This window comes from Streptomyces sp. NBC_00258 (genome assembly GCF_036182465.1).
Taxonomy (GTDB): Bacteria; Actinomycetota; Actinomycetes; order Streptomycetales; family Streptomycetaceae; genus Streptomyces.
Window position 1 is genome coordinate 6,315,978 of the sequence record NZ_CP108081.1, and the last position, 22,410, is coordinate 6,338,387.

Sequence of the window (22,410 nt, forward strand, 5' to 3'; positions counted from 1 at the left end):
CGGGATCTCGCGGCCCACGAATCAGGGCAGGCGCTGCGCACGCAGGACGGTGTCGTGGGTGTGGTGGGTCCCGGCAGGTGCGGGAGCGGTTCGTGGGCGGGTTTCGTTGATCAGGACAGTCCAGTCGCGGTCGAGGAGCTTGGCGATGTCGTCGGGCTGGTAATAGTCGCCAGGGTCGAAGCCCTGCTCGGGGCGTGGGGGCAGGTCGGCGAGGTCGTGGCTGGCGAAGAGCAGGGTGCCGCCGGGTGCGACGGCGTTCAGCAGGCCGCGCAGCGTGGTGTGATCCGGCTGGAGTGAGAGCGGGAAGTACTGGACGGACACCAGATCGAAGGCGTCGGCCGGGGGCGGCGTGATGTTCAGGTCGGCCCGTGTCCACGCCACACGGCCCTTCATGTCCGCGGCTGTGGCGGCGGCGCGCTGCAAAGCGGTCGCCGAGATGTCGACCGCGGTGACCTGCCAGCCGTGTCGGGCCAGCCAGAGGGCGTCGCCTCCTTCGCCGCATCCGACGTCGAGTGCCCGTCCCGACGGCAGGTCGGTGACTTCGGTGACGAGCACTCCGTTGGGGTCGCCGCTGAAGACCTGGTCGCGGCTGCGATACATCTCGTCCCAGAACTGTGCGTCCATTGTCCGTGCCTCGCGTCGTGGGTCGGATGCCATGGCGCCGGTCGCTCATGGCCTGGCACCAACCTGTCCCCACTCATGGCGAACCGGCAAAGTTCTTTGCGATAACTGCAAAGCGTGGGCACAGTGAACGTATGAGCGACGAGTTCGGCACCGTGCTGGCTGCGGTCGGGCCACGGCTGCGCGAATTGCGGCGCCGCAGTGGGGCCACCCTGACCGCCCTGTCGGAGACCACCGGTATTCCGGTCAGCACCCTGTCCCGGCTGGAGTCCGGGCACCGCAAGCCGGGCCTGGAACTGCTGTTGCCCCTGGCCAAGGCCTATCAGATGCCGCTCGACGAACTCGTCGGCGCCCCGGCCCGCCTCGACCCCCGGGTATACCCGCAGCCGTTCACGCGCAACGGCATGACCGTCATCCCGCTGACCCGCAAACCCGGCGGTCTGCAGGCGTTCAAACAGATCCTCCCGGCCGGCCCGACCGACCGCGAACCCGATCCCCGCTCACACGAGGGCTACCACTGGCTGTACGTCCTCAGCGGACGACTGCGCCTCGTACTCGCCGACCAGGACCTCGTCCTCACCACGGGCGAGGTCGCCGAATTCGACACCCACCTGCCGCACTGGTTCGGCAACGCCGACGAGCGGCCGGTGGAGTTCCTGAGCATCCTGGGTCCCCAGGGCGAACGCTTCCACATAAGGGCCCGGTACCGACGCGACTGACCGCTGCGCCCTCGTGGTTGTCCGGACGGCGATCAGGTCTGTGCCATGTCCACGAAGCGCGAGTAGTGACCCTGGAAGGCAACCGTGATCGTGGCCGTCGGGCCGTTTCGGTGCTTGCCCACGATGATGTCCGCCTCGCCGGCGCGCGGCGACTCCTTCTCGTACGCGTCCTCGCGGTGCAGCAGGATCACCATGTCCGCGTCCTGCTCGATCGACCCGGATTCACGCAGGTCGGAGACCATGGGCTTCTTGTCCGTGCGCTGCTCGGGGCCACGGTTCAGCTGCGACAGCGCGATCACCGGCAGCTCCAGCTCCTTGGCCAGCAGCTTGAGGTTTCGCGACATGTCGGAGACTTCCTGCTGTCGGCTCTCGGACCGCTTGCCGCCCGACTGCATCAGCTGCAGGTAGTCGATGACCACGAGCTTCAGATCGGCGCGCTGCTTGAGGCGACGGCACTTGGCGCGGATCTCCATCATCGACAGGTTCGGAGAGTCGTCGATGTAGAGCGGAGCGGCCGAGACATCCGGCATCCGGCGCGCGAGCCGGGTCCAGTCCTCGTCGGTCATCGTCCCGGAACGCATGTGGTGCAGGGCCACGCGCGCCTCGGCGGACAGCAGACGCATCGCGATCTCGTTGCGGCCCATTTCGAGCGAGAAGATCACGCTCGGCATGTTGTGTTTGATCGAGCAGGTCCGTGCGAAATCCAGTGCCAGCGTCGACTTACCCATGGCGGGACGGGCGGCGATGATGATCATCTGGCCCGGGTGCAGACCGTTGGTGAGCTGGTCCAGGTCGGTGAAGCCCGTCGGTACACCGGTCATCTCCCCCGACCGTGAACCGATCGCCTCGATCTCGTCGAGCGCGCCCTCCATGATGTCGCCGAGGGGCAGATAGTCCTCGGTGGTGCGCTGCTCGGTGACCGCGTAGATCTCGGCCTGGGCGCTGTTGACGATCTCGTCCACGTCGCCGTCGGCCGCGTACCCCATCTGCGTGATGCGTGTGCCGGCCTCGACCAGGCGGCGCAGCACGGCCCGTTCGTGGACGATCTCCGCGTAGTACTCGGCGTTCGCCGCCGTCGGGACAGTCTGGACCAGCGTGTGCAGATACGAGGCGCCGCCGACCTTGGTGATCTCACCGCGCTTGGTGAGCTCGGCGGCGACCGTGATCGGGTCGGCCGGCTCGCCCTTCGCGTAGAGGTCGAGGATCGAGCCGTAGATGGTCTCGTGCGCCGGCCGGTAGAAGTCGTGGCCCTTGAGCACCTCGACGACGTCGGCAATGGCGTCCTTCGAGAGCAGCATGCCGCCGAGAACGGACTGCTCGGCATCCAGATCCTGCGGCGGCACCCGCTCGAAGGCCGAACCTCCGCCGTCCCAGGCTCCGTTGTCCGGACCGCGGTCGTGCTGGTCGTCTCTGCCCCGGCCACCGTCGCGGCGCTGACGGGAGGCGGGCAGACGATCACTGGGACCGCTGTCGGCCCACGGATCGTCCAAGGGCTCGGAAATACTCACCGGGCCACCTCCTCCCGTCCGCCGAGCGGACCTCGCCGTGCTCTTCATTCCTACGGCACGACACTGACAAATGAGATGCCCAACTCCGGTTCTGACGCGTCGGTTTTGTGAGGTTTCCGAGGACGGAGGAGCGAGCGTGCGCCGCACCACGGTAGGCCCGCGGGCACCGTCAGCCAATCTGGTTATCCACAGGCCATGTGGACGACGGCCCCGATGCTGTGGAGAACCCGGCGAAACCTGTGCACGACCCGGTGGACAGGCCTGTGAACAAGCACTCAGCTTCATTTCCACACCCACCCTGACCTGCATATATCCCGTCCACCGGCTGTGCAGAAGAAAAACTTTCCCGGTCGGATCAAGATCGACGTCAAAGGCGCGAGGCAGCGCATCTCACGAGATTGCCAGTAAGGGTCACATTACACTTGCATCTCTTACCTGTGGAAGATTAGATTGATGCGCATGACACAGGCTCCCGCGGCACCCAAGGCCGCCCGGCGTCGGCACGACCGAGAGATCGTCGCGCTGGCCGTTCCGGCCTTCGGCGCACTCATAGCCGAGCCTCTCTTCCTCATGGTCGACACCGCGATCGTCGGACATCTCGGCACCGCGCAACTCGCCGGCCTCGGCATCGCCTCGGCCCTCCTCCTCACAGCCGTGAGCATTTTCGTCTTCCTTGCGTACGCCACCACGGCCGCCGTCGCCCGACGGGTCGGGGCGGGCGACCTCCAGGCCGCGATCCGCCAGGGCATGGACGGCATCTGGCTGGCCCTCCTGCTCGGAGCCGCCGTCATCGCCGTCGTCCTGCCCACCGCACCCGCCCTGGTGGAGCTCTTCGGCGCCTCGGACACCGCCGCCCCTTACGCCACCACCTATCTGCGCATCTCGGCCATCGGCATCCCCGCGATGCTCGTCGTCCTGGCCGCCACCGGCGTCCTCCGCGGCCTGCAGGACACAAGGACACCCCTCTACGTCGCCATCGCGGGCTTTGTCGCCAATGGCGCCCTCAACGTGGGCCTCGTCTACGGCGCGGACCTCGGCATAGCCGGCTCCGCCTGGGGAACCGTCATCGCCCAGTACGGCATGGCTGCTGTGTACCTCCTCGTGGTGGTCCGCGGAGCGCGGAAGCACGGGGCATCCCTACGACCGGACGCCGCTGGGATACGTGCCTGCGCCCAGGCCGGCGCACCGCTGCTGGTCCGCACCCTCTCGTTGCGCGCGATCCTGATGATCGCCACCGCCGTCGCCGCTCGCCTCGGGGACGCCGATGTCGCCGCGCACCAGATCATCCTGTCGCTGTGGAGCCTGCTCGCCTTCGCCCTCGACGCCATCGCCATCGCGGGTCAGGCCATCATCGGCCGCTATCTCGGCGCGGGAGACGCCCAGGGAGCCCGTGAGGCCTGCCGTCGCATGGTGGAGTGGGGCATCGCCGTCGGCGTTGTGCTCGGCGGGCTGGTGATCCTGAGCCGCCCCCTGTTCCTGCCGCTCTTCACAAGCGACTCGGTCGTCCACGACACCGCACTGCCCGCCTTGCTCATGGTGGCGCTCTCCCAGCCGATCTGCGGGATCGTCTTCGTCCTGGACGGCGTGCTGATGGGAGCCGGGGACGGCCCGTATCTCGCATGGGCCATGATTCTCACCCTGGCCGTCTTCGCTCCGGTGGCACTGCTCGTGCCCGTATTCGGCGGCGGGCTGACCGCGGTCTGGGGAGCGATGACCCTCATGATGACCGTGCGGATGCTGACCCTGTGGCTGCGCACACGCTCGGGTCGCTGGATCGTCACAGGCGCCACGCGCTGAGCAAGCCCGCTCCGGCGTCGGGGAGGTGCGTGAGGTCGCTCGGTTTCACGTGAAACAACGAGCATTCTGCGCCGTTCCCCGACGACGGATTCACTCTGTTTCACGTGAAACACCAGCCGCCTGTGAGTCCCGCCGGAGGCGTTCCGTTCCCGGAGGCCCAGGCAAACAGTGAGGGCCGCACCCTTGGGGTGCGGCCCTCACATGTACTGCTAGCGCACCGCTTACGCGGCGACGACCTCGATGTTGACCTTGGCGGCAACCTCGGGGTGCAGACGCACGGACGTCTCGTGAGCGCCCAGCGTCTTGATCGGCGAGCCCAGCTCGATGCGGCGCTTGTCGACGTCGGGGCCACCGGAAGCCTTGATCGCCGAGGCGACGTCTGCCGGGGTGACGGAACCGAAGAGACGACCGGCGTCGCCGGAGCGAACGGCCAGGCGGACCTTCACACCTTCGAGGCGGGCCTTGATCTCGTTGGCCTGCTCGATGGTCTGGATCTCGTGGATCTTGCGAGCACGACGGATCTGCTCGACGTCCTTCTCGCCACCCTTGGTCCAGCGAATCGCGAAGTTCCGCGGGATCAGGTAGTTGCGAGCGTAGCCGTCCTTGACGTCGACGACGTCGCCCGCGGCACCGAGGCCGGAGACCTCGTGGGTGAGGATGATCTTCATGTTTCGGTCACCCTTCCCTTATCGCGCGGTGGAGGTGTAGGGCAGCAGCGCCATCTCACGGCTGTTCTTCACAGCCGTGGCGACGTCACGCTGGTGCTGCGTGCAGTTGCCGGTCACGCGGCGGGCACGGATCTTGCCGCGGTCGGAAATGAACTTCCGCAGCATGTTCGTGTCCTTGTAGTCCACGTACGTGACCTTGTCCTTGCAGAATGCGCAGACCTTCTTCTTAGGCTTGCGCACAGGCGGCTTCGCCATGTGTGTTTCTCCTGTGTGATCAAGAAGTGTGGGTACGGCCCACCTTCAGCCCGGGGGCTAGAAGGGGGGCTCGTCCGAGTAGCCGCCGCCGGAGCCGCCGGCAGCGCCGCCAGAGCTTCCGCCCCAGCCGCCACCGCCACCGCCGCCGCTCTGCTGGCCGCCGCCTGCAGGAGCACTGGTCGCCCAGGGGTCGTCGGCAGGAGCGCCGCCGCCCTGCGGCTGACCGCCGCCGGAGCCTCCGCCCCAGCCGCCGCCCTGCTGGCCGCCGCCACCGCCGCCGCCGCTGTAACCGCCCTGGCCGCCTCGACCGGTGGTCTTGGTGACCTTGGCCGTGGCGTTCTTCAGGCTGGCGCCGACTTCCTCGACGTCCAGCTCGTAGACCGTGCGCTTGACGCCCTCACGGTCCTCGTAGGACCGCTGCTTCAGCCGGCCCTGCACGACGACGCGCATGCCTCGCTGGAGCGACTCGGCGACGTTCTCCGCCGCCTGACGCCAGACCGAGCAGGTCAGGAACAGGCTTTCGCCGTCCTTCCACTCATTCGTCTGACGGTCGAAGGTGCGGGGGGTGGACGCGACACGGAACTTCGCGACCGCCGCACCGGACGGGGTGAAGCGCAGCTCGGGGTCGTCGACAAGATTGCCGACGACCGTGATGACGGTCTCGCCTGCCATGGGGGAACCTCTCGGCGGGTTTGCTGCTGGCTGCTTTTGGTGCTGCTACTCGTTGTCCGAGATCAGCTGAGCTGGAGAGCTCAGTGGGTCTCGGGACGGAGGACCTTGGTCCGGAGGACCGACTCGTTCAGGTTCATCTGGCGGTCGAGCTCCTTGACGACCGCAGGCTCGGCCTGCAGGTCGATGACCGAGTAGATGCCCTCGGGCTTCTTCTTGATCTCGTACGAGAGACGACGACGGCCCCAGGTGTCGACCTTCTCGACCTTTCCGTTGCCCTCACGGACGACGGAGAGGAAGTTTTCGATCAGGGGGGCGACAGCGCGCTCCTCGAGATCGGGGTCGAGGATGACCATCATTTCGTAGTGACGCATGTGGAACCCACCTCCTTTGGACTCAACGGCCACGGTCGTTCCGTGGCAGGAGGGTTGTGATGCGTACGCAACGGTATCGGCCGCCACTGACAATCGGGCCCACCGATCAGCGAACTGAGCGGAGGATCGTGTCGTGGCCTGGGCAGACACCGGTGCAGACGGTACAGACTACCTGCACACCGGCTTGCGGTTGAAATCCGGGGCCCAGGACCGTCAATCTGTACACATCGGGTGTGTATGGCGCTACGATGCGCCGCCTTCCGCAGGAGGTGCCACATGGCACAGGCATTGCGACCCAACTCCAAGACCGTCGGTTCCCTGTTCGCCACCGACCACAAGCCCCATCCGCTCCAGGACACCCTGCTCGCCGTGACGCTGGTCCTCGGAGTGACGGCCTTCGTCACCGCGATGTTCCACAGCCTCCATCTGCTCAGCTCGTGGACGGGACTGGTGGGCATCCTGACCGGGGCGGCCGGACAGTTCGTCTCCGTGACGACCCGGGAGCGCTTCGGGCTGATCCTGGGTCTCGGTGCCTCCGGCGTCGGCTTCTTCCTCGGCATGGCGCACGGCGGCCTCTTCGGCGGCGTCATCGGCTGACCGGCACCCCGGCCCTCGGGAGCCGCCGACCCTCGGTCTCCCAACCCCCGGCCCCACGGCCGGACAACACCTCCGGGTGCCCCGGCCACGTATTGGTCGGGGCCCAGGTGCCATACGGCCAGACGAGGCGCTCGCAGGGCGCAGTAGGCTTCGCCGCGAGAGCCGGAGCCCCTGTACCCATGGGGACACACCAGCCCGAGGAGCGCCCCGAATGAGCCTGACCCTGAGGACCATCAGCCGAGAGCAGCATCTGGCGTACATCCAGAGCCTGCCCGCGGCTAGCCACATGCAGGTCCCGGCCTGGGCAGACGTCAAGGCCGAGTGGCGCTCCGAGAGCCTCGGATGGTTCGACAACAGGTCCGGCGAGATGGTCGGTGCGGGTCTCGTGCTGTACCGCCAGCTGCCCAAGATCAAGCGCTACCTCGCCTATCTTCCCGAGGGCCCGGTCATCAACTGGTTCGCGCCGAATCTGACCGACTGGCTGGATCCGATGCTCGCGCACCTCAAGCAGCAGGGCGCCTTCTCGGTGAAGATGGGCCCACCGGTGATCATCCGGCGCTGGGAGGCCGCGTCGATCAAGAAGGGCATCCAGGACCCGGACGTGAAGCGCCTGCGTGACATCGAGGCCGACTTCATCGAGCCGCGCGCCTTCGAGGTAGCCGACAAGCTGCGGCGCATGGGCTGGCAGCAGGGCGAGGACGGCGGAGCGGGCTTCGGCGACGTACAGCCCCGCTACGTCTACCAGGTGCCACTGGCCAACCGGTCGCTGGAGGACGTCCACAAGGGCTTCAACCAGCTCTGGCGGCGCAACATCAAGAAGGCCGAGAAGGCCGGCGTCGAGGTCGTCCAGGGCGGCTACCAGGACCTGGAGGAGTGGCAGCGCCTCTACGAGATCACGGCCCTGCGCGACCACTTCCGGCCTCGACCGCTCTCGTACTTCCAGCGCATGTGGACGGCTCTCAACACCGAGGACCCCAACCGCATGCGGCTGTACTTCGCCCGGCACGAGGGTGTGAACCTCTCCGCCGCGACGATGCTGGTCGTCGGCGGGCACGTCTGGTACTCCTACGGCGCCTCCGACAACATCGGGCGTGAGGTCCGGCCCTCGAACGCGATGCAGTGGCGGATGCTGCGCGACGCCTACGCGCTCGGCGCCACCGTCTACGACCTGCGCGGCATCTCCGACTCGCTGGACGAGACCGACCACCTCTTCGGCCTCATCCAGTTCAAGGTGGGTACCGGAGGGCAGGCCGCCGAATACCTCGGTGAGTGGGACTTCCCGCTCAACAAATTGCTCCACAAGGCGCTCGACATCTACATGTCGCGCCGCTGACGTACCAGAATTCGCCTTCATACCTCTGATACACCGCTGCCACGAGAAAGGTTCCAGGTCCGGCCATGGCGCTCACGCTCTACGTCGACACCGCACGCTGGCGGGCGCACCACAAGCACGTGTCCGAGCAGTTCCCGGGGCTCGTCCCGGTCTGCAAGGGCAACGGCTACGGCTTCGGCCACGAGCGGCTCGCGGACGAGGCCACCCGCCTGGGCTCCGACATCCTGGCCGTGGGCACGACGTACGAGGCCGCGCGGATCAAGGACTGGTTCGGCGGCGACCTGCTCGTGCTGACGCCGTTCAGGCGGGGCGAGGAGCCCGTGCCCCTGCCCGACCGGGTCATCCGCTCCGTGTCGTCGATCGACGGGGTCTACGGCCTCGTGGGCGCCCGTGTCGTCATCGAGGTCATGTCCTCCATGAAGCGGCACGGCGTGAGCGAGCAGGATCTGCCCCAGCTCCACGCCGCCATAGAGAACGTGCGCCTTGAGGGCTTCGCGATCCACCTGCCCCTGGACCGCACCGACGGCTCGGACGCCGTCGAGGAGGTCATCGGCTGGATGGACCGGCTGCGCGCGGCCCGGCTGCCGCTGCACACCATGTTCGTCAGCCACCTCAAGGCCGCGGAGCTCGCACGGCTGCAGCAGCAGTTCCCGCAGACCCGCTTCCGTGCCCGCATCGGCACGCGGCTGTGGCTGGGAGACCACGACGCCACCGAGTACCGCGGAGCCGTCCTGGACGTCACGCCGGTCTCCAAGGGCGACCGTTTCGGCTACCGCCAGCAGAAGGTCGCCTCGGACGGCTGGCTGGTGGTCGTGGCGGGCGGTACGTCGCACGGGGTGGGCTTGGAGGCTCCGAAAGCCCTGCACGGCGTCATGCCGCGCGCCAAGGGCGTCGCCAGGGCCGGCCTCGCCACGGTCAACCGGAACCTCTCACCGTTCGTCTGGGGCGCCAAGCAGCGCTGGTTCGCGGAGCCCCCGCACATGCAGGTCTCGATCCTCTTCGTGCCCTCCGACGCCCCGGAGCCGAAGGTCGGCGAGGAGCTGGTGGCCCATCTGCGGCACACCACCACGCAGTTCGACCGCATCGTCGAGCGCTGAGAGCGGGGGACACCAACCCCGCGCACAGACGAAAGGCCGTACACGGACTCCGTGTACGGCCTTTTACGTGACTCGCCCACGCCCTGTTCGCTCAGGGCGAACGCCGCTTCGTCGGTTCGTCCTCGGCGCCCCACTCCACGTACGGCCCGTCGAAGTGCGCCGCGTGCCGAGGCGGGTGGGCCGCGGCTCCCAGGACGAAGACGTCCTGCGCACCGTCCAGCACCCCGCCGGACGGGTCGTCGTCACCGGAGCGGCGCACCACGTCCCGCTCCGGCATGAGGATGTCGCGCACGATCACCGCGCACAGATACAACGTCCCCAACAGGTGTACGGCGATGGCCAGTTGGTACCCCTCTTGCGGCAGTCCCTTGTGGGCGTCTCCACTGGTCGTGTACGCGAGGTACATCCAGATGCCGAGGAAGTACGCCACCTCGCACGCCTGCCAGATCAGGAAGTCCCGCCACTTCGGCCGGGCCAGCACGGCGAGGGGCACCAGCCACAGCACGTACTGCGGCGAGTAGACCTTGTTGGTGAGGATGAAGGCCGCGACGATCAGGAACGCCAGCTGGGCGAAGCGCGGCCGGCGCGGAGCGGTCAGCGCGAGAGCCGCGACACCCACACAGGAGATCAGCATCAGCACCGTGGCGAACGTGTTGACCGTGTCGGTGTCGAGCGGGGTTTCCATTCGCTGGGACAGGATCAGCCAGAAGGAGCCGAAGTCGACGCCACGTTCCTGGCTGAACGTGTAGAACTTCGACCAGCCCTCGGGCGCAAGCAGCATCACCGGAAGGTTCACGACCAGCCAGGAGCCGGCGGCACCGAGCAGCGCCGCACCGAACTCCCGCCATCTGCCCGCGCGCCAGCACAGTACGAGCAGTGGCCCGAGCAGCAGCGCGGGATAGAGCTTGGCGGCCGTGGCGAGCCCCAGCAGGACTCCGAAGGCAAGGGGACGGCTCCGTGCCCACATCAGCATCGCGGCGGCCGTCAGAGCGACAGCCAGCAGGTCCCAGTTGATGGTGGCGGTCAGCGCGAAAGCAGGCGCCAGAGCGACCAGCAGGCCGTCCCAGGGGCGCCGCCGGTGGGTGCGGGTCACGCAGACGGCGATGACGGCCGTGCACGCCATCAGCATCCCGGCGTTGACCATCCAGTAGACCTGCTCCTGGTCCTGGATGCTGCCGCTGCCCGGCGTCAGCCACGAGGCGACCTCCATGAACACGCCGGTCAGCACCGGGTATTCGAGGTACTCCATGTCGCCTTCGAGCTTGTCGAAGTACGGCACCAGCCCGTCGGCGAAGCCCCGCCCCTGGTAGAGGTGCGGGATGTCCGAGTAGCAGGCATGCGTGTACTGCGAGCTGGCCCCGAAGAACCAGGCGCCGTCGTAGCAGGGCAGCTTCTGCACCATGCCGAGGGCGAACATGCCGATCGCGACGAGCGCGATGACCCGCACCGGAGTCCACCAGGACGTCCCGAGCAGCGCGCGCCGCCCGAGAGGACCACCGAACAGTTCACTGCCGGTCGCGGCGACCGGGTCCTCCTTGGTCGGCCGGACCAGATCTGGCTCGTGCACGCTCGCGCGCGTCGTTTCTGCACTGGGCATGCCGCACATCCTGCCGTACGCGCCTAGGAATACGCCGAGGGCCGTCGCACCGACTCGGTGCGACGGCCCTCGTTTCACGTGAAACACCTCACTGCGGATGTTTCACGTGAAACACCCCGTGGAGGCAGCTATCCGGTTGATCCTCCGAAGAGGCCACCATTGCCATTACCTCTGGTGTTGCCTGGATCCTCGGATTCCGTGGGTGAAGACGACACTCCTCCGTCCGTACCGCCGGTCTCGTTTCCGCCCGTTTCTGTTCCGCCGGTGTCCTCGCACGGGAAGTTGCCGAAGGGGCCACAGGTCTCACTCGTGGAGGGCGAAGGAGAGGTCTCCGTCTCGCTGGGCTCCGCACTGGGCTCGGGCTGCTCCTCTTCGGACTCGGTGGGCGAGGGGGTCACGCTCGGGGTCGGAAGGTCGTTGACGACCACACCGATGGGCTCGGCCTCCGGGAAGTCCTCGGACGGCTCACCCTTGAGCGCCTGCTCCATGTAGTCGTGCCAGACCTCGGCCGGGAACGAGGCACCGTGAATGGTCTTCTGGCCACCCGTGCCGTACATCTCCAGGAACGGACGACTCTTCTTGGTCTCGTCGTCGTCCATGCGGTACATGCTGACCGCGGTCGACAACTGCGGGGTGTACCCGACGAACCAGGCGGACTTGTTGCCGTCCGTCGTACCGGTCTTGCCTGCCACCTCGCGACCGTCGAGTTGGGCCGAGGTACCGGTTCCGTCCTCGACGACGGTCTTCAGGACGTCGGTGACGTTGTCAGCGACCGGCTTGGTGAAGGCATCCTTGGGCGCGGACTTGTGCTTCCACACGATGCCCCCTTCGTGCTCGACCTCCCGGACCGAGAACGGGTCGTTCTGCTTCCCGCTGGTCGCGAACGTCGCGTACGAACCGGCCATGCGAATCGCGCTGGGGTCCGAGATACCGATGGAGAAGGACGGGAAGGTGGTGCCCGTCAGACTGTTCGGCCTGAGGCCGGCGTTCTCCGCCGCCTTCTTCACCTTGTCCAGACCGACATCCATGCCGAGCTGCACGAAGGCGGAGTTCGCCGACACCCTCATGGCTTCACGCAGGTCGATCCGGTAGTTCGGCGGAGTGCCGTACGACGCGTCGTCGTCGTTGGTCTGCAGCCACTCCTTGCCCTTGTCGTTCTTCCAGATACTGCCGTCGTAGGTCTCGATCTTGAGTTTGTTCTTGCCGCTGTAGAAGCTGTCCGGCGAGACCTTGGTGCGTTCGTCCTGTGCCTGGGACTCCCCGAGGTCGGGGTCGCGCTTGCCGTCCTGCATGGCGGCCGCCAGGACGAACGGCTTGAACGTCGAACCGACCGCGGCACCAGTCTCGTCGGCGTTGTTGGTGAAGTGCTTGGTCGCCGACTCACCGCCGTAGATGGCGACGATGGCACCGTCCTTCGGATCCACGGAAGCCCCGCCGAACTGGACGTGCGTGTCGGTCTTCGGGCGGCGCTTCGCGTCGAGGTTCTCCTTGCGGACCTTCTTCACGGCCTTCTCGAGCTCGTTGACCTTCGTCTTGTCGAAGGTCGTGTGGATCTCGTAGCCGCCCTGCCGGAGCTGCTCCTCGGTGATATCCGTGTTGTTGATGACGTAGCCCTTGGCGAGATCGACGAGATAGCCGATCTGACCGCCCAGCTCGGAGCTGGACCGCGGGTTCTGGAGCTTGGGGAGCTCCGTGTACTTGGCCCGCTCGGTGGCCGACAGGTGCCCGTCCTTGACCATTTCGGTCAGGATCCAGCTCCAGCGTTCCGTGGCCCGCCTGGTGTTGGCCTCTTGTGTGGCCCCCGGGTCGATCGCCGTCGCTCCCGCGGGGTCGTAGTACGTGGCGCCCTTCAGAACCGCGGCGAGGAGGGCGCACTCACTCGCGTCCAGGTCGGTCGCGTCCTTGCCGAAGTAGGAACGAGCGGCTGCCTGGAGTCCATAGGAGCTACGGCCGTAATAGGCGGTGTTCAGGTACCCCGCCATGACCTCTTCCTTGGGCTCCTCTCGGCCCACCTTGATGGAGACGAGCAGTTCCTTGAACTTTCGGGACATCGTCTGCGACTGGTCGTTCAGCATCGCGTTCTTCACGTACTGCTGGGTGATGGTCGAGCCGCCCTGCGTCTCGCCGCCCTTGGCCATGTTGAAGAGCGCGCGGCCGATACCCACGGGGTCGATGCCCTTGTCGGTCTCGAACTTCTTGTTCTCGGCCGACATGACGGCGTACCGCATCGCCTTGGGGATCTGCTCGTACTTGATGTTCTGGCGGTTGGTCTCACCGCCCGTGGACACCATCGGCTTGTTGTTGGCCCAGTAGTAGACGTTGTTCTGCGCCTTCGCGGCCGCAGCGACGTCCGGCACTCCCACCATGGCGTACGCGATGCCCGCCACGGCCATCAGACTGCCGCAGAAGCCGATGAACGTACCCGTCACGAGCTTCCACGAGGGCACCCAACGTGCCCATCCGTACTTGCCCGCGCGCGGATAGTCGATGATCCGCTTCTTGTAGGGATCGGGCCCGCGCCCTCTGCCCCGCCCAGGGCCGTTCGGCCCGCCGGGACCACCACGCCGGCCGCCACCACCGTGGCCGCCGTGCCCCGCCCCGTCGGCGGCTCTGCGCCTGCCACCGCTGGGGCTGCTTCTCTGTGCCGCCCGCCGGGCCTCTGCACGGCTACCGAACGGGCGCTCCTCACCTCCCGAGTCATAGGAGTCGGAAGGAGACCCGGTGGCGCTCCGCGGCGCCGCACGGCGGCCGGAGGACGACCCGGTCTGGCCGCGTCGGGCCGCGGCACGTCCGCCGCCTTGCGGCTGCGGCGGTTTGCGACGGTGCTCGCTCATCGAACGATTACTCCTCGGGCAGGCGCACCTGAGCGCGCCTGGAAACGGCGGCTGGTTTCCGGTCCCCCCGAAGTACGGATGCGGTCGTTCTTACATTCATCCGTACTGCACCGAGGACGAGGACGTCCCCATGCGTCACTCGGTTCCCGGTGGTTTGCATGGCGCACAGACTACGCACCGTCAAAACCTGCCTAGTACCGAAGTTCACCCCAAATCAGGCAACTTGCTTCCTACGAATCGGTGATGTGACCCCGTTCACGATGCCCCCTCTTGTCGCATGCGGCGGACCGATCTATCGTTCTGATGTATCGAGTCGATACATCAGCTCGGCATAAAGACCGTCACGGCAAGACCGCGGCAGAGAGGAGGCGACGATGAGCCGGCGTTCCGGGATCCTTGAGTTCGCCGTCCTCGGCCTGCTCCGCGAGTCCCCGATGCACGGCTATGAGCTGCGCAAACGCCTCAATACGTCACTGGGGGTGTTCCGTGCGTTCAGCTACGGGACGCTCTACCCCTGCCTCAAGACGCTGGTCGCCAGCGGCTGGTTGATCGAGGAGCCGGGGAACACCACCGAGGACGCGCTCGCGGCGCCACTCTCAGGGCGTCGCGCCAAGATCGTCTATCGGTTGACGGCTGAAGGTAAGGAGCATTTCGAGGACCTGCTCTCACAGACGGGTCCCGACGCGTACGAGGACGAGCACTTCGCCGCTCGCTTCGCCTTCTTCGGCCAGACGTCACGGGACGTACGGATGCGGGTCCTCGAAGGGCGCCGCAGCCGTCTCGAGGAGCGCCTGGAGAAGATGCGTGCCTCTCTGGCGCGCACCCGGGAGCGACTCGACGACTACACCCTTGAGCTCCAGCGCCACGGAATGGAGTCCGTGGAGCGCGAAGTGCGCTGGCTGAACGAGCTCATCGAGAGCGAGCGGGCCGGACGGGACCAGCAGCGTCCCGGATCGGACGGCTCCGCTCAGCAGGACAGCACATCTGGGGAGTCGGGCGGCCTGCCCCGGCCCGGGGACACTCCCGGGCCGGATCCGTCCGATGACACTGCCACGTGAAGTCCTCTCAGGGCTTCACCGAGTACACACAGGGAGCAACCGGAATGGGTTCGGTTCGCGTAGCCATCGTCGGCGTGGGCAACTGCGCCGCCTCGCTGGTACAGGGCGTCGAGTACTACAAGGATGCCGATCCGGCGTCCAAGGTGCCCGGCCTGATGCACGTCCAGTTCGGCGACTACCACGTGGGTGACGTCGAGTTCGTCGCCGCCTTCGACGTCGACGCGAAGAAGGTCGGCCTCGACCTCTCGGACGCCATCGGCGCCAGCGAGAACAACACCATCAAGATCTGCGACGTCCCGAACAAGGGCGTCACGGTCCAGCGCGGTCACACGTACGACGGTCTCGGCAAGTACTACCGCGAGACCATCGAGGAGTCCGCCGAGGCCCCGGTCGACGTCGTCCAGATCCTCAAGGACAAGCAGGTCGACGTTCTCGTCTGCTACCTGCCCGTCGGTTCCGAGGACGCGGCGAAGTTCTACGCCCAGGCCGCCATCGACGCCAAGGTCGCCTTCGTCAACGCTCTTCCGGTCTTCATCGCCGGCACCAAGGAGTGGGCGGACAAGTTCACCGAGGCGGGCGTCCCGATCGTCGGCGACGACATCAAGTCGCAGGTCGGCGCCACCATCACGCACCGTGTGATGGCGAAGCTGTTCGAGGACCGCGGTGTCCGACTCGAGCGCACCATGCAGCTCAACGTCGGCGGCAACATGGACTTCAAGAACATGCTGGAGCGCGACCGCCTCGAGTCCAAGAAGATCTCGAAGACGCAGGCCGTCACCTCGCAGATCCCCGACCGCGACATGGGCGCGAAGAACGTCCACATCGGTCCCTCGGACTACGTGGCCTGGCTCGACGACCGCAAGTGGGCGTACGTCCGCCTCGAGGGCCGTGCCTTCGGTGACGTCCCGCTGAACCTGGAGTACAAGCTCGAGGTCTGGGACTCCCCGAACTCCGCGGGTGTCATCATCGACGCCCTGCGTGCCGCGAAGATCGCCAAGGACCGTGGCATCGGCGGCCCGATCCTCTCCGCGTCGAGCTACTTCATGAAGTCGCCGCCGGTCCAGTACTTCGACGACGAGGCCTACGACAACGTCGAGAAGTTCATCAAGGGCGAGGTCGAGCGCTAAAACGCTTGATGTGCCGCTCTGTTGAGGGTCCCCGGGTCGCAAGCCCGGGGACCCTCCTCGTATGTGAGGCTGTGCCCCATGGCTGTCGTGCGTGACCTGCGCGTCCTCCTGCGCTTCGGGAACTTCCGGCGTCTGCTCGCCGTCCGGCTGTTGTCGCAGGGTGCTGACGGCGTCTATCAGGTCGCGCTCGCCACGTATGTCGTCTTCTCACCGGAGAAGCAGACCTCGGCGGCGGCGATCGCCTCGGCCATGGCGGTCCTGCTGCTCCCGTACTCCCTCGTGGGCCCCTTCGCCGGCGTCCTGCTGGACCGCTGGCGACGCCGCCAGGTCTTCCTGTACGGGAACCTGCTGCGGGCGGCGCTGGCCGCCCTGACGGCCGTCCTCATGCTGAGCGGTGTGCCGGACTGGCTCTTCTACGTTTCCGCCCTGTGCGTGACCGCGGTCAACCGGTTCGTCCTGGCGGGCCTGTCCGCCGCACTGCCCCGCGTCGTCGACTCCGAGCGCCTGGTGATGGCCAACTCCCTGTCGCCCACGGCCGGAACGCTCGCCGCGACGGTCGGCGGCGGTCTCGCCTTCGTCGTCCGGCTGGTCGCCTCGGACTCCGATGCGGCGGTCGTCCTCGTCGGAGCAGCCCTCTACGTGTGTTCCGCGCTCGCCTCGCTGCGCCTGGCACCGGAACTTCTGGGCCCCGACCGGGAGTTGGTGCATCCACGGTTGAAGGCGGCACTGGTCGGCACGGCACACGGCCTGACGTCAGGGGTACGTCATCTGGCCGAGCCCGCACGACGGGAGGCCGCCCGGGCCCTGGCCGCGATGACACTGATGCGGTTCTGCTACGGCGCCCTGACGGTCATGGTGCTGATGCTCTGCCGGTACGCCTGGTCGTCGGGCTCGGACGACGACGGGCTCGCCCTCCTGGGCCTGGCCGTGGGGATCTCCGGAGCGGGCTTCTTCGCCGCGGCTGTGCTGACCCCTGCGGCGGTCGGCCGGCTCGGGCCCAGCGGCTGGATCATCGCCTGTGCCGGATCCGCCGCGGTCCTGGAGCCGGCGCTCGGCCTGCCGTTCGCCGAAGTCCCCATACTGGTCGCCGCCTTCGTCCTCGGCCTGACGACTCAGGGCGCGAAGATCGCCACGGACACCGTGGTCCAGTCGTCCGTAGACGACGGCTTCCGTGGCCGGATCTTCGCCGTCTACGACGTTCTGTTCAACGTGGCCTTCGTCGGCGCCGCCGCGGTGGCCGCGCTGATGCTGCCTCCTGACGGCCGCTCGGTCGCGCTCGTGGTCACGGTGGCCGTTATCTACGGGGCAGTTGCTGCCACTATGGCCCGCTTTGCACGGCAGTGAGTGTCACATAAATGACACAGAGCCACAGCGGGCTACAGAGTTGTCAGTGGCGGCCGGTAGCTTACGTGCGTCTTATTTCGCGCCACGCGCTCCTACGTCCTAGGGGGACCCCCAAAGTGACCACTCCGCCGCCTCAAGGCCAGAACCCGTTCGCGCAGGGGCAGCCGCCCCAGGGCCAGAACCCCTACGGGCAGCCCCCGAGCGGGAACCCGTACGGCCAGCCGCAGCCCGGAGACACCCAGCAGCCCCCGTACTTCAACCAGGGCGCGCCGGTTCCGCCGGCTGCTCCGGCGCGTAGTGGCTTCAAGAAGTACCTGCGGTTCATCATCCCCGTGGCCGTGCTCTCCATAGCCGCCGGCACCTACTTCTTCGGTGGCGACGACGCCACAAAGCTTCAGGCCGGCGACTGCCTGCGCAACACGGGCTCCGATTCCAACGCCACGGTCGAGAAGCTCGACTGCGGCGACTCGAAGGCCACGCACAAGGTTCTGGCGAAGAAGGACGGCTCCAGCCTGGCGCAGCTCGCTTGCCAGTCCGTCCAGGGCACCACTGCCGCTCTCTCCTGGAAGGAAGGGTCCGACTCCTTCGTGCTCTGCCTGGCAGACAACAAGTAAGAACAGTGCGGACGCGAGGGGCGGTGTTTCACGTGAAACACCGCCCCTCGGCATGTCCGGCTCCAGGAAAGCGAGTCATGTTTCACGTGAAACATGACTCCGCCCAGCGCCCTCAGTTCTGTGCGGCCCACCACTCCTTGAGCGCCGACACCGCCGCGTCGTACTCCATCGGACCGTTCTCCAGACGCAGTTCCAGCAGGAACTTGTAGGCCTGCCCGATGACCGGGCCGGGCGCGACGCCCAGGATCTCCATAATCTGGTTGCCGTCGAGGTCGGGCCGGATCGAGTCCAGCTCCTCCTGCTCCTGAAGCTGACCGATGCGTTCCTCCAGACCGTCGTACGCACGAGAAAGCGCGGCGGCCTTGCGCTTGTTGCGTGTCGTGCAGTCCGAGCGGGTCAGCTTGTGGAGACGGTCCAGGAGCGGGCCCGCATCACGCACGTACCGGCGCACCGCGGAGTCCGTCCACTCCCCGGTTCCGTAGCCGTGGAAGCGCAGGTGCAGCTCGACCAGACGCGAGACGTCCTTCACGAGCTCATTGGAGTACTTGAGGTCGGTCATCCGCTTCTTGGTCATCTTGGCGCCCACCACCTCGTGGTGGTGGAAGGAGACCCGTCCGTCCGTCTCGAAGCGACGCGTCCGCGGCTTGCCGATGTCATGCAGCAGGGCGGCCAGGCGCAGGGTGAGGTCGGGACCGTTCTCCTCCAGCGCCATCGCCTGCTCCAGAACGATCAGCGTGTGGTCGTAGACGTCCTTGTGCCGATGGTGCTCATCCCTCTCCAGGCGCAGAGCGGGCAGTTCGGGCAGTACCCGGTCGGCGAGCCCGGTGTCGACGAGCAGCGTCAGCCCCTTCCGCGGGTGGGCGGACAGGACCAGCTTGTTGAGCTCGTCACGCACGCGCTCGGCGGAGACGATCTCAATCCGTTCGGCCATGGCCTTCATCGCCGCGACGACGTCCGGCGCCACCCCGAAGTCAAGCTGCGCCGCGAACCGAGCGGCCCGCATCATCCGCAGCGGGTCGTCGGAGAAGGAGGCCTCGGGTGTGCTCGGAGTCCGCAGAACATGGGCGGCAAGATCGTCCAGCCCGCCGTGCGGATCGATGAACTCCTTCTCGGGGAGCACCACGGCCATCGCGTTCACCGTGAAGTCACGGCGCACCAGGTCTTCCTCGATGGAGTCGCCGTACGAGACCTCGGGCTTGCGCGAGGTCCGGTCGTACGCCTCCGAACGGTAGGTCGTCACCTCGATCTGGAAGCTCTGGTTGACGTCTCCGACGCGGGCGTCCTTCTGTCCGCCGACCGTGCCGAAGGCGATCCCGACCTCCCACACGGCGTCCGCCCAGGGCCGCATGATCTTCAATACGTCCTCGGGCCGGGCGTCGGTCGTGAAGTCCAGGTCGTTGCCGAGCCGGCCGAGGAGGGCGTCCCGGACCGAGCCGCCGACCAGGGCGAGGGAGAACCCGGCCTCCTGGAAACGGCGGGCGAGCTCATCGGCGACGGGGGACACCCGCAGCAGTTCGCTCACCGCGCGGCTCTGCACCTGATTCAGGGCACTGGGATTGTCTTCGTTGGCGTTCGGCACAACAGAAAAGGGTACGTGGCCCGGACCCCCGCGGGCGCCTCCATTAAACGTGCACCGACACCTTCCCCCGCCCCTGCGGAGACCTCGCCACTGATAGGCGGACATAGTGGGACAGCATGGTCTCGTCTCCGATCTTGTGGACCGGACCGCGGCACTTACCCTCAGCGCGCATCGTTACCATGCGTGGACGCACATTCCGACGACCACTGACGACGACGAGGGACGGGCGAGCGCGTGGCCGAGGCGGCAGACTTCCAGGGGACGAGTCCCTCACCTGCCCGCCGCTGGCTGCGGCGCACCGGGGCGCTGCTGGCCGCGGCTCCCCTGCTGGCCGGCCTCTGCCAGCTGCCCGTAGCGCCGTCCGCGTACGCGGCCGAGCGCAGTGCCGCAGCGGAGGTCTCCGGTTCCCGTACGGTCGATGTCTCTCTGGACACGCTCAGCCCTCGCGTGCCCTCCGACGGGGACACGCTCACCGTCTCCGGCAGGATCGTCAACAAGGGCAAGCAGACGATCACTGACGCGCGCGTCGGCCTCCGGGTGGGCCCGACAATGAACGGCCGCTCGGCGATCGACGACGCCGCACGGAGCAACCCGTACGCGGGTACGGACGTCGGCGGCAAGTACGTCGCGAAGTTCTCCAAGCTGGCGCCGGGTGTCCCGCAGACCTTCAGCATCTCCGTCCCCGTCGACAAGCTGCCCCTCAGCTCCGACGGCGTCTACCAGCTCGGTGTCACACTCACCGGCCGGACCGCCGCCGCGGCGTACGACCAGATCCTCGGCATCGAGCGGACCTTCCTGCCGTGGCAGCCCGACGCGGCGGACAGGAAGACCCGGACCACATACCTCTGGCCGCTCATCTCCACCTCGCACATGACGGCCGAGACGGGGTCGAACGAGCAGCAGACCCCCGTCTTCAAGGACGACGACCTGGCCGCGGAGATCGCCCCGGGCGGGCGCCTGCAACAGCTCCTCGCGCTCGGCAAGAACCTCGACGTCACATGGGTCGTCGACCCGGATCTGCTGGCGTCCGTCGACGCGATGACCCGCAGCTACCGCGTCCAGGTGAACGGCTCCAGCACGACGACCACGGCGGGCACGAACCAGGCTGTGGCCAAGCAGTGGCTCTCCGAACTGGAGAACACGGTCGAGAACGAGGAAGTCGTCGCTCTTCCCTTCGCCGACCCGGATCTGGCATCGCTGGCTCACAACGGAAAGACCGCCACCGGGTCGCTCAGCCATCTCAAGGACGCCACCACCGTGGCCGCGACGACCGTGGAGTCGATCCTCCACGTGACGCCCAGCACGGAGTACGCCTGGCCCGCGAACGGCGCGATCGACCCCTCGATCGTCAAGGTCGCCACCTCGGCCGGGGCCGACACGGTGATCTCCCGCAGCGACAGCCTCAAGGAAGCCGGAAGCCTGCCGTACACGCCTTCCGCGGCGCGTCCGATCGGCGGCGGCATCACCGCGGTGGTCGCGGACGCCCGTCTGTCGACGGCCTTCCAGGGCGACATGACGGTGGCGGGCAACTCCACGCTCGCCGTGCAGAAGTTCCTCGCCCAGAGCCTGATGTTCTCGCTCCAGGTCCCGGACAAGCAGCGCAGCGTCGTGGTCGCCCCGCAGCGCATGCCGACCTCCAGCCAGGCCCAGACGATGGCGCAAGCGCTGACGGCTCTCCAGGACGGAAACTGGTCGCAGTCGGCGGATCTGTCCGCGGCCACCAAGACCAAGCCGGACGCGGGCGCCACCACTCGGGTTCCGTCGGCGGCGGCGTACCCCTCCTCGCTTCGCAAGCAGGGGCTGCCGCAGACGGCCTTCGAGCAGATCGAGCGCACGCAGGACAAGCTCGACAGCTTCCAGGTGATCCTGGCGGACAAGTCCCGCGTGGTCACCCCCTTCGGACGGGCCATGGACCGGTCGATGTCCACGTCCTGGCGCGGCCGCAGCACCGATGCGACGCTCTACCGCGACGGTGTGGAGGCATACCTCATCAAGCTCACCGAAAGCGTCGCACTGATCAAGAAGTCCGAGGCGAAGCTGTCGGGCCGCAGCGCCACGATCCCCGTTACGGTGCAGAACAACCTCGTCCAGGGCGTCGACCACCTGACGCTGCGCCTGACCTCGACCCAGCCGAGCCGCCTCAGCATCGGTGACGGCGCCTACGACGAACAGCCGGTCACGGTCTCGGGCGGACACAGCCAGTCGGTGAAGTTCACCACCAACGCCCACGCCAACGGCCGGGCGAGGGTCGTCGCCCAACTGTTCACGGAGGACGGCCGGCCGTACGGGCCCGAAGTCCCCTTCGACGTGAAGGTCACCGAGATCACCGCCACGGTGATGCTGGTCATCGCCGGTGGTGTCCTGCTGCTCGTGCTCGCCGGGTTCCGGATGTACACGCAGCGCAAGCGCGCGGCCGCCCGCCAGGCCACGCAGGAACCCGAGAACGTCCAAGCGGACGGCGAGGAGCAGAACGCTCCCGAAGCATCCGAAGCCGAGTCGAGGGCACACGTGCCGGAGCACCCGAGTGACCTTCACCGGACACCGCACCGGAAATCACGGACCCGTCCGGCACGGGTGAGAGAGTGGACCGTTGAGCGATGTCGCGGCCGGTGGGCCCGG

The 22,410-nt window shown here is 67.3% G+C and carries 18 protein-coding genes and 1 pseudogene; 10 read left to right on the forward strand and 9 right to left on the reverse strand.

All coding sequences use genetic code 11. From position 1 onward, the window contains the following. Positions 1 to 21 precede the first annotated feature (21 nt). The gene (locus OG718_RS28200; RefSeq protein WP_306938942.1) at positions 22 to 624 is read right to left on the reverse strand and encodes a class I SAM-dependent methyltransferase; all 603 of its coding nucleotides are present in this window, start codon (positions 622 to 624) and stop codon (positions 22 to 24) included. Positions 625 to 755: 131 nt separating this feature from the next. Between OG718_RS28200 and OG718_RS28205 the strand changes: the two genes are divergently transcribed. Next, positions 756 to 1,340 carry a helix-turn-helix domain-containing protein gene (locus OG718_RS28205; protein ID WP_328845507.1) on the forward strand — a complete coding sequence of 195 codons (585 nt, stop codon included), beginning with the start codon at positions 756 to 758 and terminating at the stop codon, positions 1,338 to 1,340. A 32-nt stretch (positions 1,341 to 1,372) separates the two neighbouring features. Here OG718_RS28205 and dnaB read toward each other — a convergent pair whose 3' ends face one another. After that, the gene (gene dnaB / locus OG718_RS28210) at positions 1,373 to 2,848 is read right to left on the reverse strand and encodes a replicative DNA helicase (protein ID WP_143641335.1); all 1,476 of its coding nucleotides are present in this window, start codon (positions 2,846 to 2,848) and stop codon (positions 1,373 to 1,375) included. A gap of 459 nt (positions 2,849 to 3,307) precedes the next feature. Between dnaB and OG718_RS28215 the strand changes: the two genes are divergently transcribed. Continuing rightward, positions 3,308 to 4,645, forward strand: a complete 1,338-nt coding sequence (locus OG718_RS28215; protein WP_143641336.1) for an MATE family efflux transporter — start codon at positions 3,308 to 3,310, stop codon at positions 4,643 to 4,645. 221 nt (positions 4,646 to 4,866) lie between these two features. Here the strand turns inward: OG718_RS28215 and rplI are convergent, their stop codons facing one another. From rplI to rpsF, 4 genes are all read right to left on the reverse strand, one after another. Beyond that, on the reverse strand, positions 4,867 to 5,313 hold the full coding sequence (gene rplI / locus OG718_RS28220) for a 50S ribosomal protein L9 (RefSeq protein WP_055610620.1): 447 nt from the start codon (positions 5,311 to 5,313) through the stop codon (positions 4,867 to 4,869). An 18-nt stretch (positions 5,314 to 5,331) separates the two neighbouring features. Next, a complete protein-coding gene (gene rpsR, locus OG718_RS28225; RefSeq protein WP_003949403.1) occupies positions 5,332 to 5,568 on the reverse strand; it encodes a 30S ribosomal protein S18 in 237 nt (78 codons plus the stop codon). A 57-nt stretch (positions 5,569 to 5,625) separates the two neighbouring features. Further along, on the reverse strand, positions 5,626 to 6,240 hold the full coding sequence (locus tag OG718_RS28230; RefSeq protein ID WP_143641337.1) for a single-stranded DNA-binding protein: 615 nt from the start codon (positions 6,238 to 6,240) through the stop codon (positions 5,626 to 5,628). Positions 6,241 to 6,320: 80 nt separating this feature from the next. Further along, a complete protein-coding gene (rpsF, locus tag OG718_RS28235) occupies positions 6,321 to 6,611 on the reverse strand; it encodes a 30S ribosomal protein S6 (protein ID WP_055610618.1) in 291 nt (96 codons plus the stop codon). 276 nt (positions 6,612 to 6,887) lie between these two features. Here rpsF and OG718_RS28240 point away from each other — a divergent pair, with 276 nt between their 5' ends. The 3 genes from OG718_RS28240 (at position 6,888) to OG718_RS28250 (ending at position 9,638) form a co-directional block, all read left to right on the forward strand. Continuing rightward, on the forward strand, positions 6,888 to 7,208 hold the full coding sequence (locus tag OG718_RS28240; RefSeq protein ID WP_055610617.1) for a hypothetical protein: 321 nt from the start codon (positions 6,888 to 6,890) through the stop codon (positions 7,206 to 7,208). 211 nt (positions 7,209 to 7,419) lie between these two features. Beyond that, the gene (gene femX / locus OG718_RS28245) at positions 7,420 to 8,541 is read left to right on the forward strand and encodes a peptidoglycan bridge formation glycyltransferase FemX (protein ID WP_143641338.1); all 1,122 of its coding nucleotides are present in this window, start codon (positions 7,420 to 7,422) and stop codon (positions 8,539 to 8,541) included. 65 nt (positions 8,542 to 8,606) lie between these two features. Next, on the forward strand, positions 8,607 to 9,638 hold the full coding sequence (locus OG718_RS28250; protein WP_143641339.1) for an alanine racemase: 1,032 nt from the start codon (positions 8,607 to 8,609) through the stop codon (positions 9,636 to 9,638). Positions 9,639 to 9,729: 91 nt separating this feature from the next. Here OG718_RS28250 and OG718_RS28255 read toward each other — a convergent pair whose 3' ends face one another. Further along, the gene (locus OG718_RS28255; protein ID WP_328847844.1) at positions 9,730 to 11,244 is read right to left on the reverse strand and encodes a glycosyltransferase family 87 protein; all 1,515 of its coding nucleotides are present in this window, start codon (positions 11,242 to 11,244) and stop codon (positions 9,730 to 9,732) included. A gap of 119 nt (positions 11,245 to 11,363) precedes the next feature. Further along, positions 11,364 to 14,069, reverse strand: coding sequence for a transglycosylase domain-containing protein (locus OG718_RS28260; protein ID WP_328845508.1), 2,706 nt, complete (start codon positions 14,067 to 14,069; stop codon positions 11,364 to 11,366). A 374-nt stretch (positions 14,070 to 14,443) separates the two neighbouring features. Here OG718_RS28260 and OG718_RS28265 point away from each other — a divergent pair, with 374 nt between their 5' ends. The 4 genes from OG718_RS28265 to OG718_RS28280 all read left to right on the forward strand — a co-directional run bounded on the left by OG718_RS28265 (position 14,444) and on the right by OG718_RS28280 (position 18,212). Then, positions 14,444 to 15,127 (forward strand): PadR family transcriptional regulator, encoded by a 684-nt coding sequence (locus OG718_RS28265; RefSeq protein WP_143641341.1) that lies wholly within the window; start codon positions 14,444 to 14,446, stop codon positions 15,125 to 15,127. A 44-nt stretch (positions 15,128 to 15,171) separates the two neighbouring features. After that, a complete protein-coding gene (locus tag OG718_RS28270; protein WP_328845509.1) occupies positions 15,172 to 16,254 on the forward strand; it encodes an inositol-3-phosphate synthase in 1,083 nt (360 codons plus the stop codon). 78 nt (positions 16,255 to 16,332) lie between these two features. Continuing rightward, positions 16,333 to 17,598 (forward strand): MFS transporter, encoded by a 1,266-nt coding sequence (locus OG718_RS28275; RefSeq protein WP_328845510.1) that lies wholly within the window; start codon positions 16,333 to 16,335, stop codon positions 17,596 to 17,598. Positions 17,599 to 17,714: 116 nt separating this feature from the next. Next, on the forward strand, positions 17,715 to 18,212 hold the full coding sequence (locus tag OG718_RS28280) for an LppU/SCO3897 family protein (protein WP_143641344.1): 498 nt from the start codon (positions 17,715 to 17,717) through the stop codon (positions 18,210 to 18,212). Positions 18,213 to 18,324: 112 nt separating this feature from the next. Here the strand turns inward: OG718_RS28280 and OG718_RS28285 are convergent, their stop codons facing one another. Continuing rightward, positions 18,325 to 19,791: a CCA tRNA nucleotidyltransferase gene (locus tag OG718_RS28285; protein WP_328845511.1), complete on the reverse strand. Its 1,467-nt coding sequence runs from the start codon at positions 19,789 to 19,791 to the stop codon at positions 18,325 to 18,327. A gap of 234 nt (positions 19,792 to 20,025) precedes the next feature. Between OG718_RS28285 and OG718_RS28290 the strand changes: the two are divergent. Further along, positions 20,026 to 22,385: pseudogene (locus OG718_RS28290) on the forward strand (DUF6049 family protein). The last annotated feature ends 25 nt before the right edge of the window (positions 22,386 to 22,410 follow it).

Excerpts from the sequence above, each read along its gene's own strand:
- OG718_RS28200 (WP_306938942.1), bottom strand. The coding sequence starts at position 624 with ATGGACGCACAGTTCTGGGACGAGATGTATCGCAGCCGCGACCAGGTC.
- OG718_RS28205 (WP_328845507.1), top strand. The coding sequence starts at position 756 with ATGAGCGACGAGTTCGGCACCGTGCTGGCTGCGGTCGGGCCACGGCTG.
- OG718_RS28215 (WP_143641336.1), top strand. The coding sequence starts at position 3,308 with ATGACACAGGCTCCCGCGGCACCCAAGGCCGCCCGGCGTCGGCACGAC.
- rplI (WP_055610620.1), bottom strand. The coding sequence starts at position 5,313 with ATGAAGATCATCCTCACCCACGAGGTCTCCGGCCTCGGTGCCGCGGGC.
- rpsR (WP_003949403.1), bottom strand. The coding sequence starts at position 5,568 with ATGGCGAAGCCGCCTGTGCGCAAGCCTAAGAAGAAGGTCTGCGCATTC.
- OG718_RS28230 (WP_143641337.1), bottom strand. The coding sequence starts at position 6,240 with ATGGCAGGCGAGACCGTCATCACGGTCGTCGGCAATCTTGTCGACGAC.
- rpsF (WP_055610618.1), bottom strand. The coding sequence starts at position 6,611 with ATGCGTCACTACGAAATGATGGTCATCCTCGACCCCGATCTCGAGGAG.
- OG718_RS28240 (WP_055610617.1), top strand. The coding sequence starts at position 6,888 with ATGGCACAGGCATTGCGACCCAACTCCAAGACCGTCGGTTCCCTGTTC.
- femX (WP_143641338.1), top strand. The coding sequence starts at position 7,420 with ATGAGCCTGACCCTGAGGACCATCAGCCGAGAGCAGCATCTGGCGTAC.
- OG718_RS28250 (WP_143641339.1), top strand. The coding sequence starts at position 8,607 with ATGGCGCTCACGCTCTACGTCGACACCGCACGCTGGCGGGCGCACCAC.
- OG718_RS28255 (WP_328847844.1), bottom strand. The coding sequence starts at position 11,244 with ATGTGCGGCATGCCCAGTGCAGAAACGACGCGCGCGAGCGTGCACGAG.
- OG718_RS28260 (WP_328845508.1), bottom strand. The coding sequence starts at position 14,069 with ATGAGCGAGCACCGTCGCAAACCGCCGCAGCCGCAAGGCGGCGGACGT.
- OG718_RS28265 (WP_143641341.1), top strand. The coding sequence starts at position 14,444 with ATGAGCCGGCGTTCCGGGATCCTTGAGTTCGCCGTCCTCGGCCTGCTC.
- OG718_RS28270 (WP_328845509.1), top strand. The coding sequence starts at position 15,172 with ATGGGTTCGGTTCGCGTAGCCATCGTCGGCGTGGGCAACTGCGCCGCC.
- OG718_RS28275 (WP_328845510.1), top strand. The coding sequence starts at position 16,333 with ATGGCTGTCGTGCGTGACCTGCGCGTCCTCCTGCGCTTCGGGAACTTC.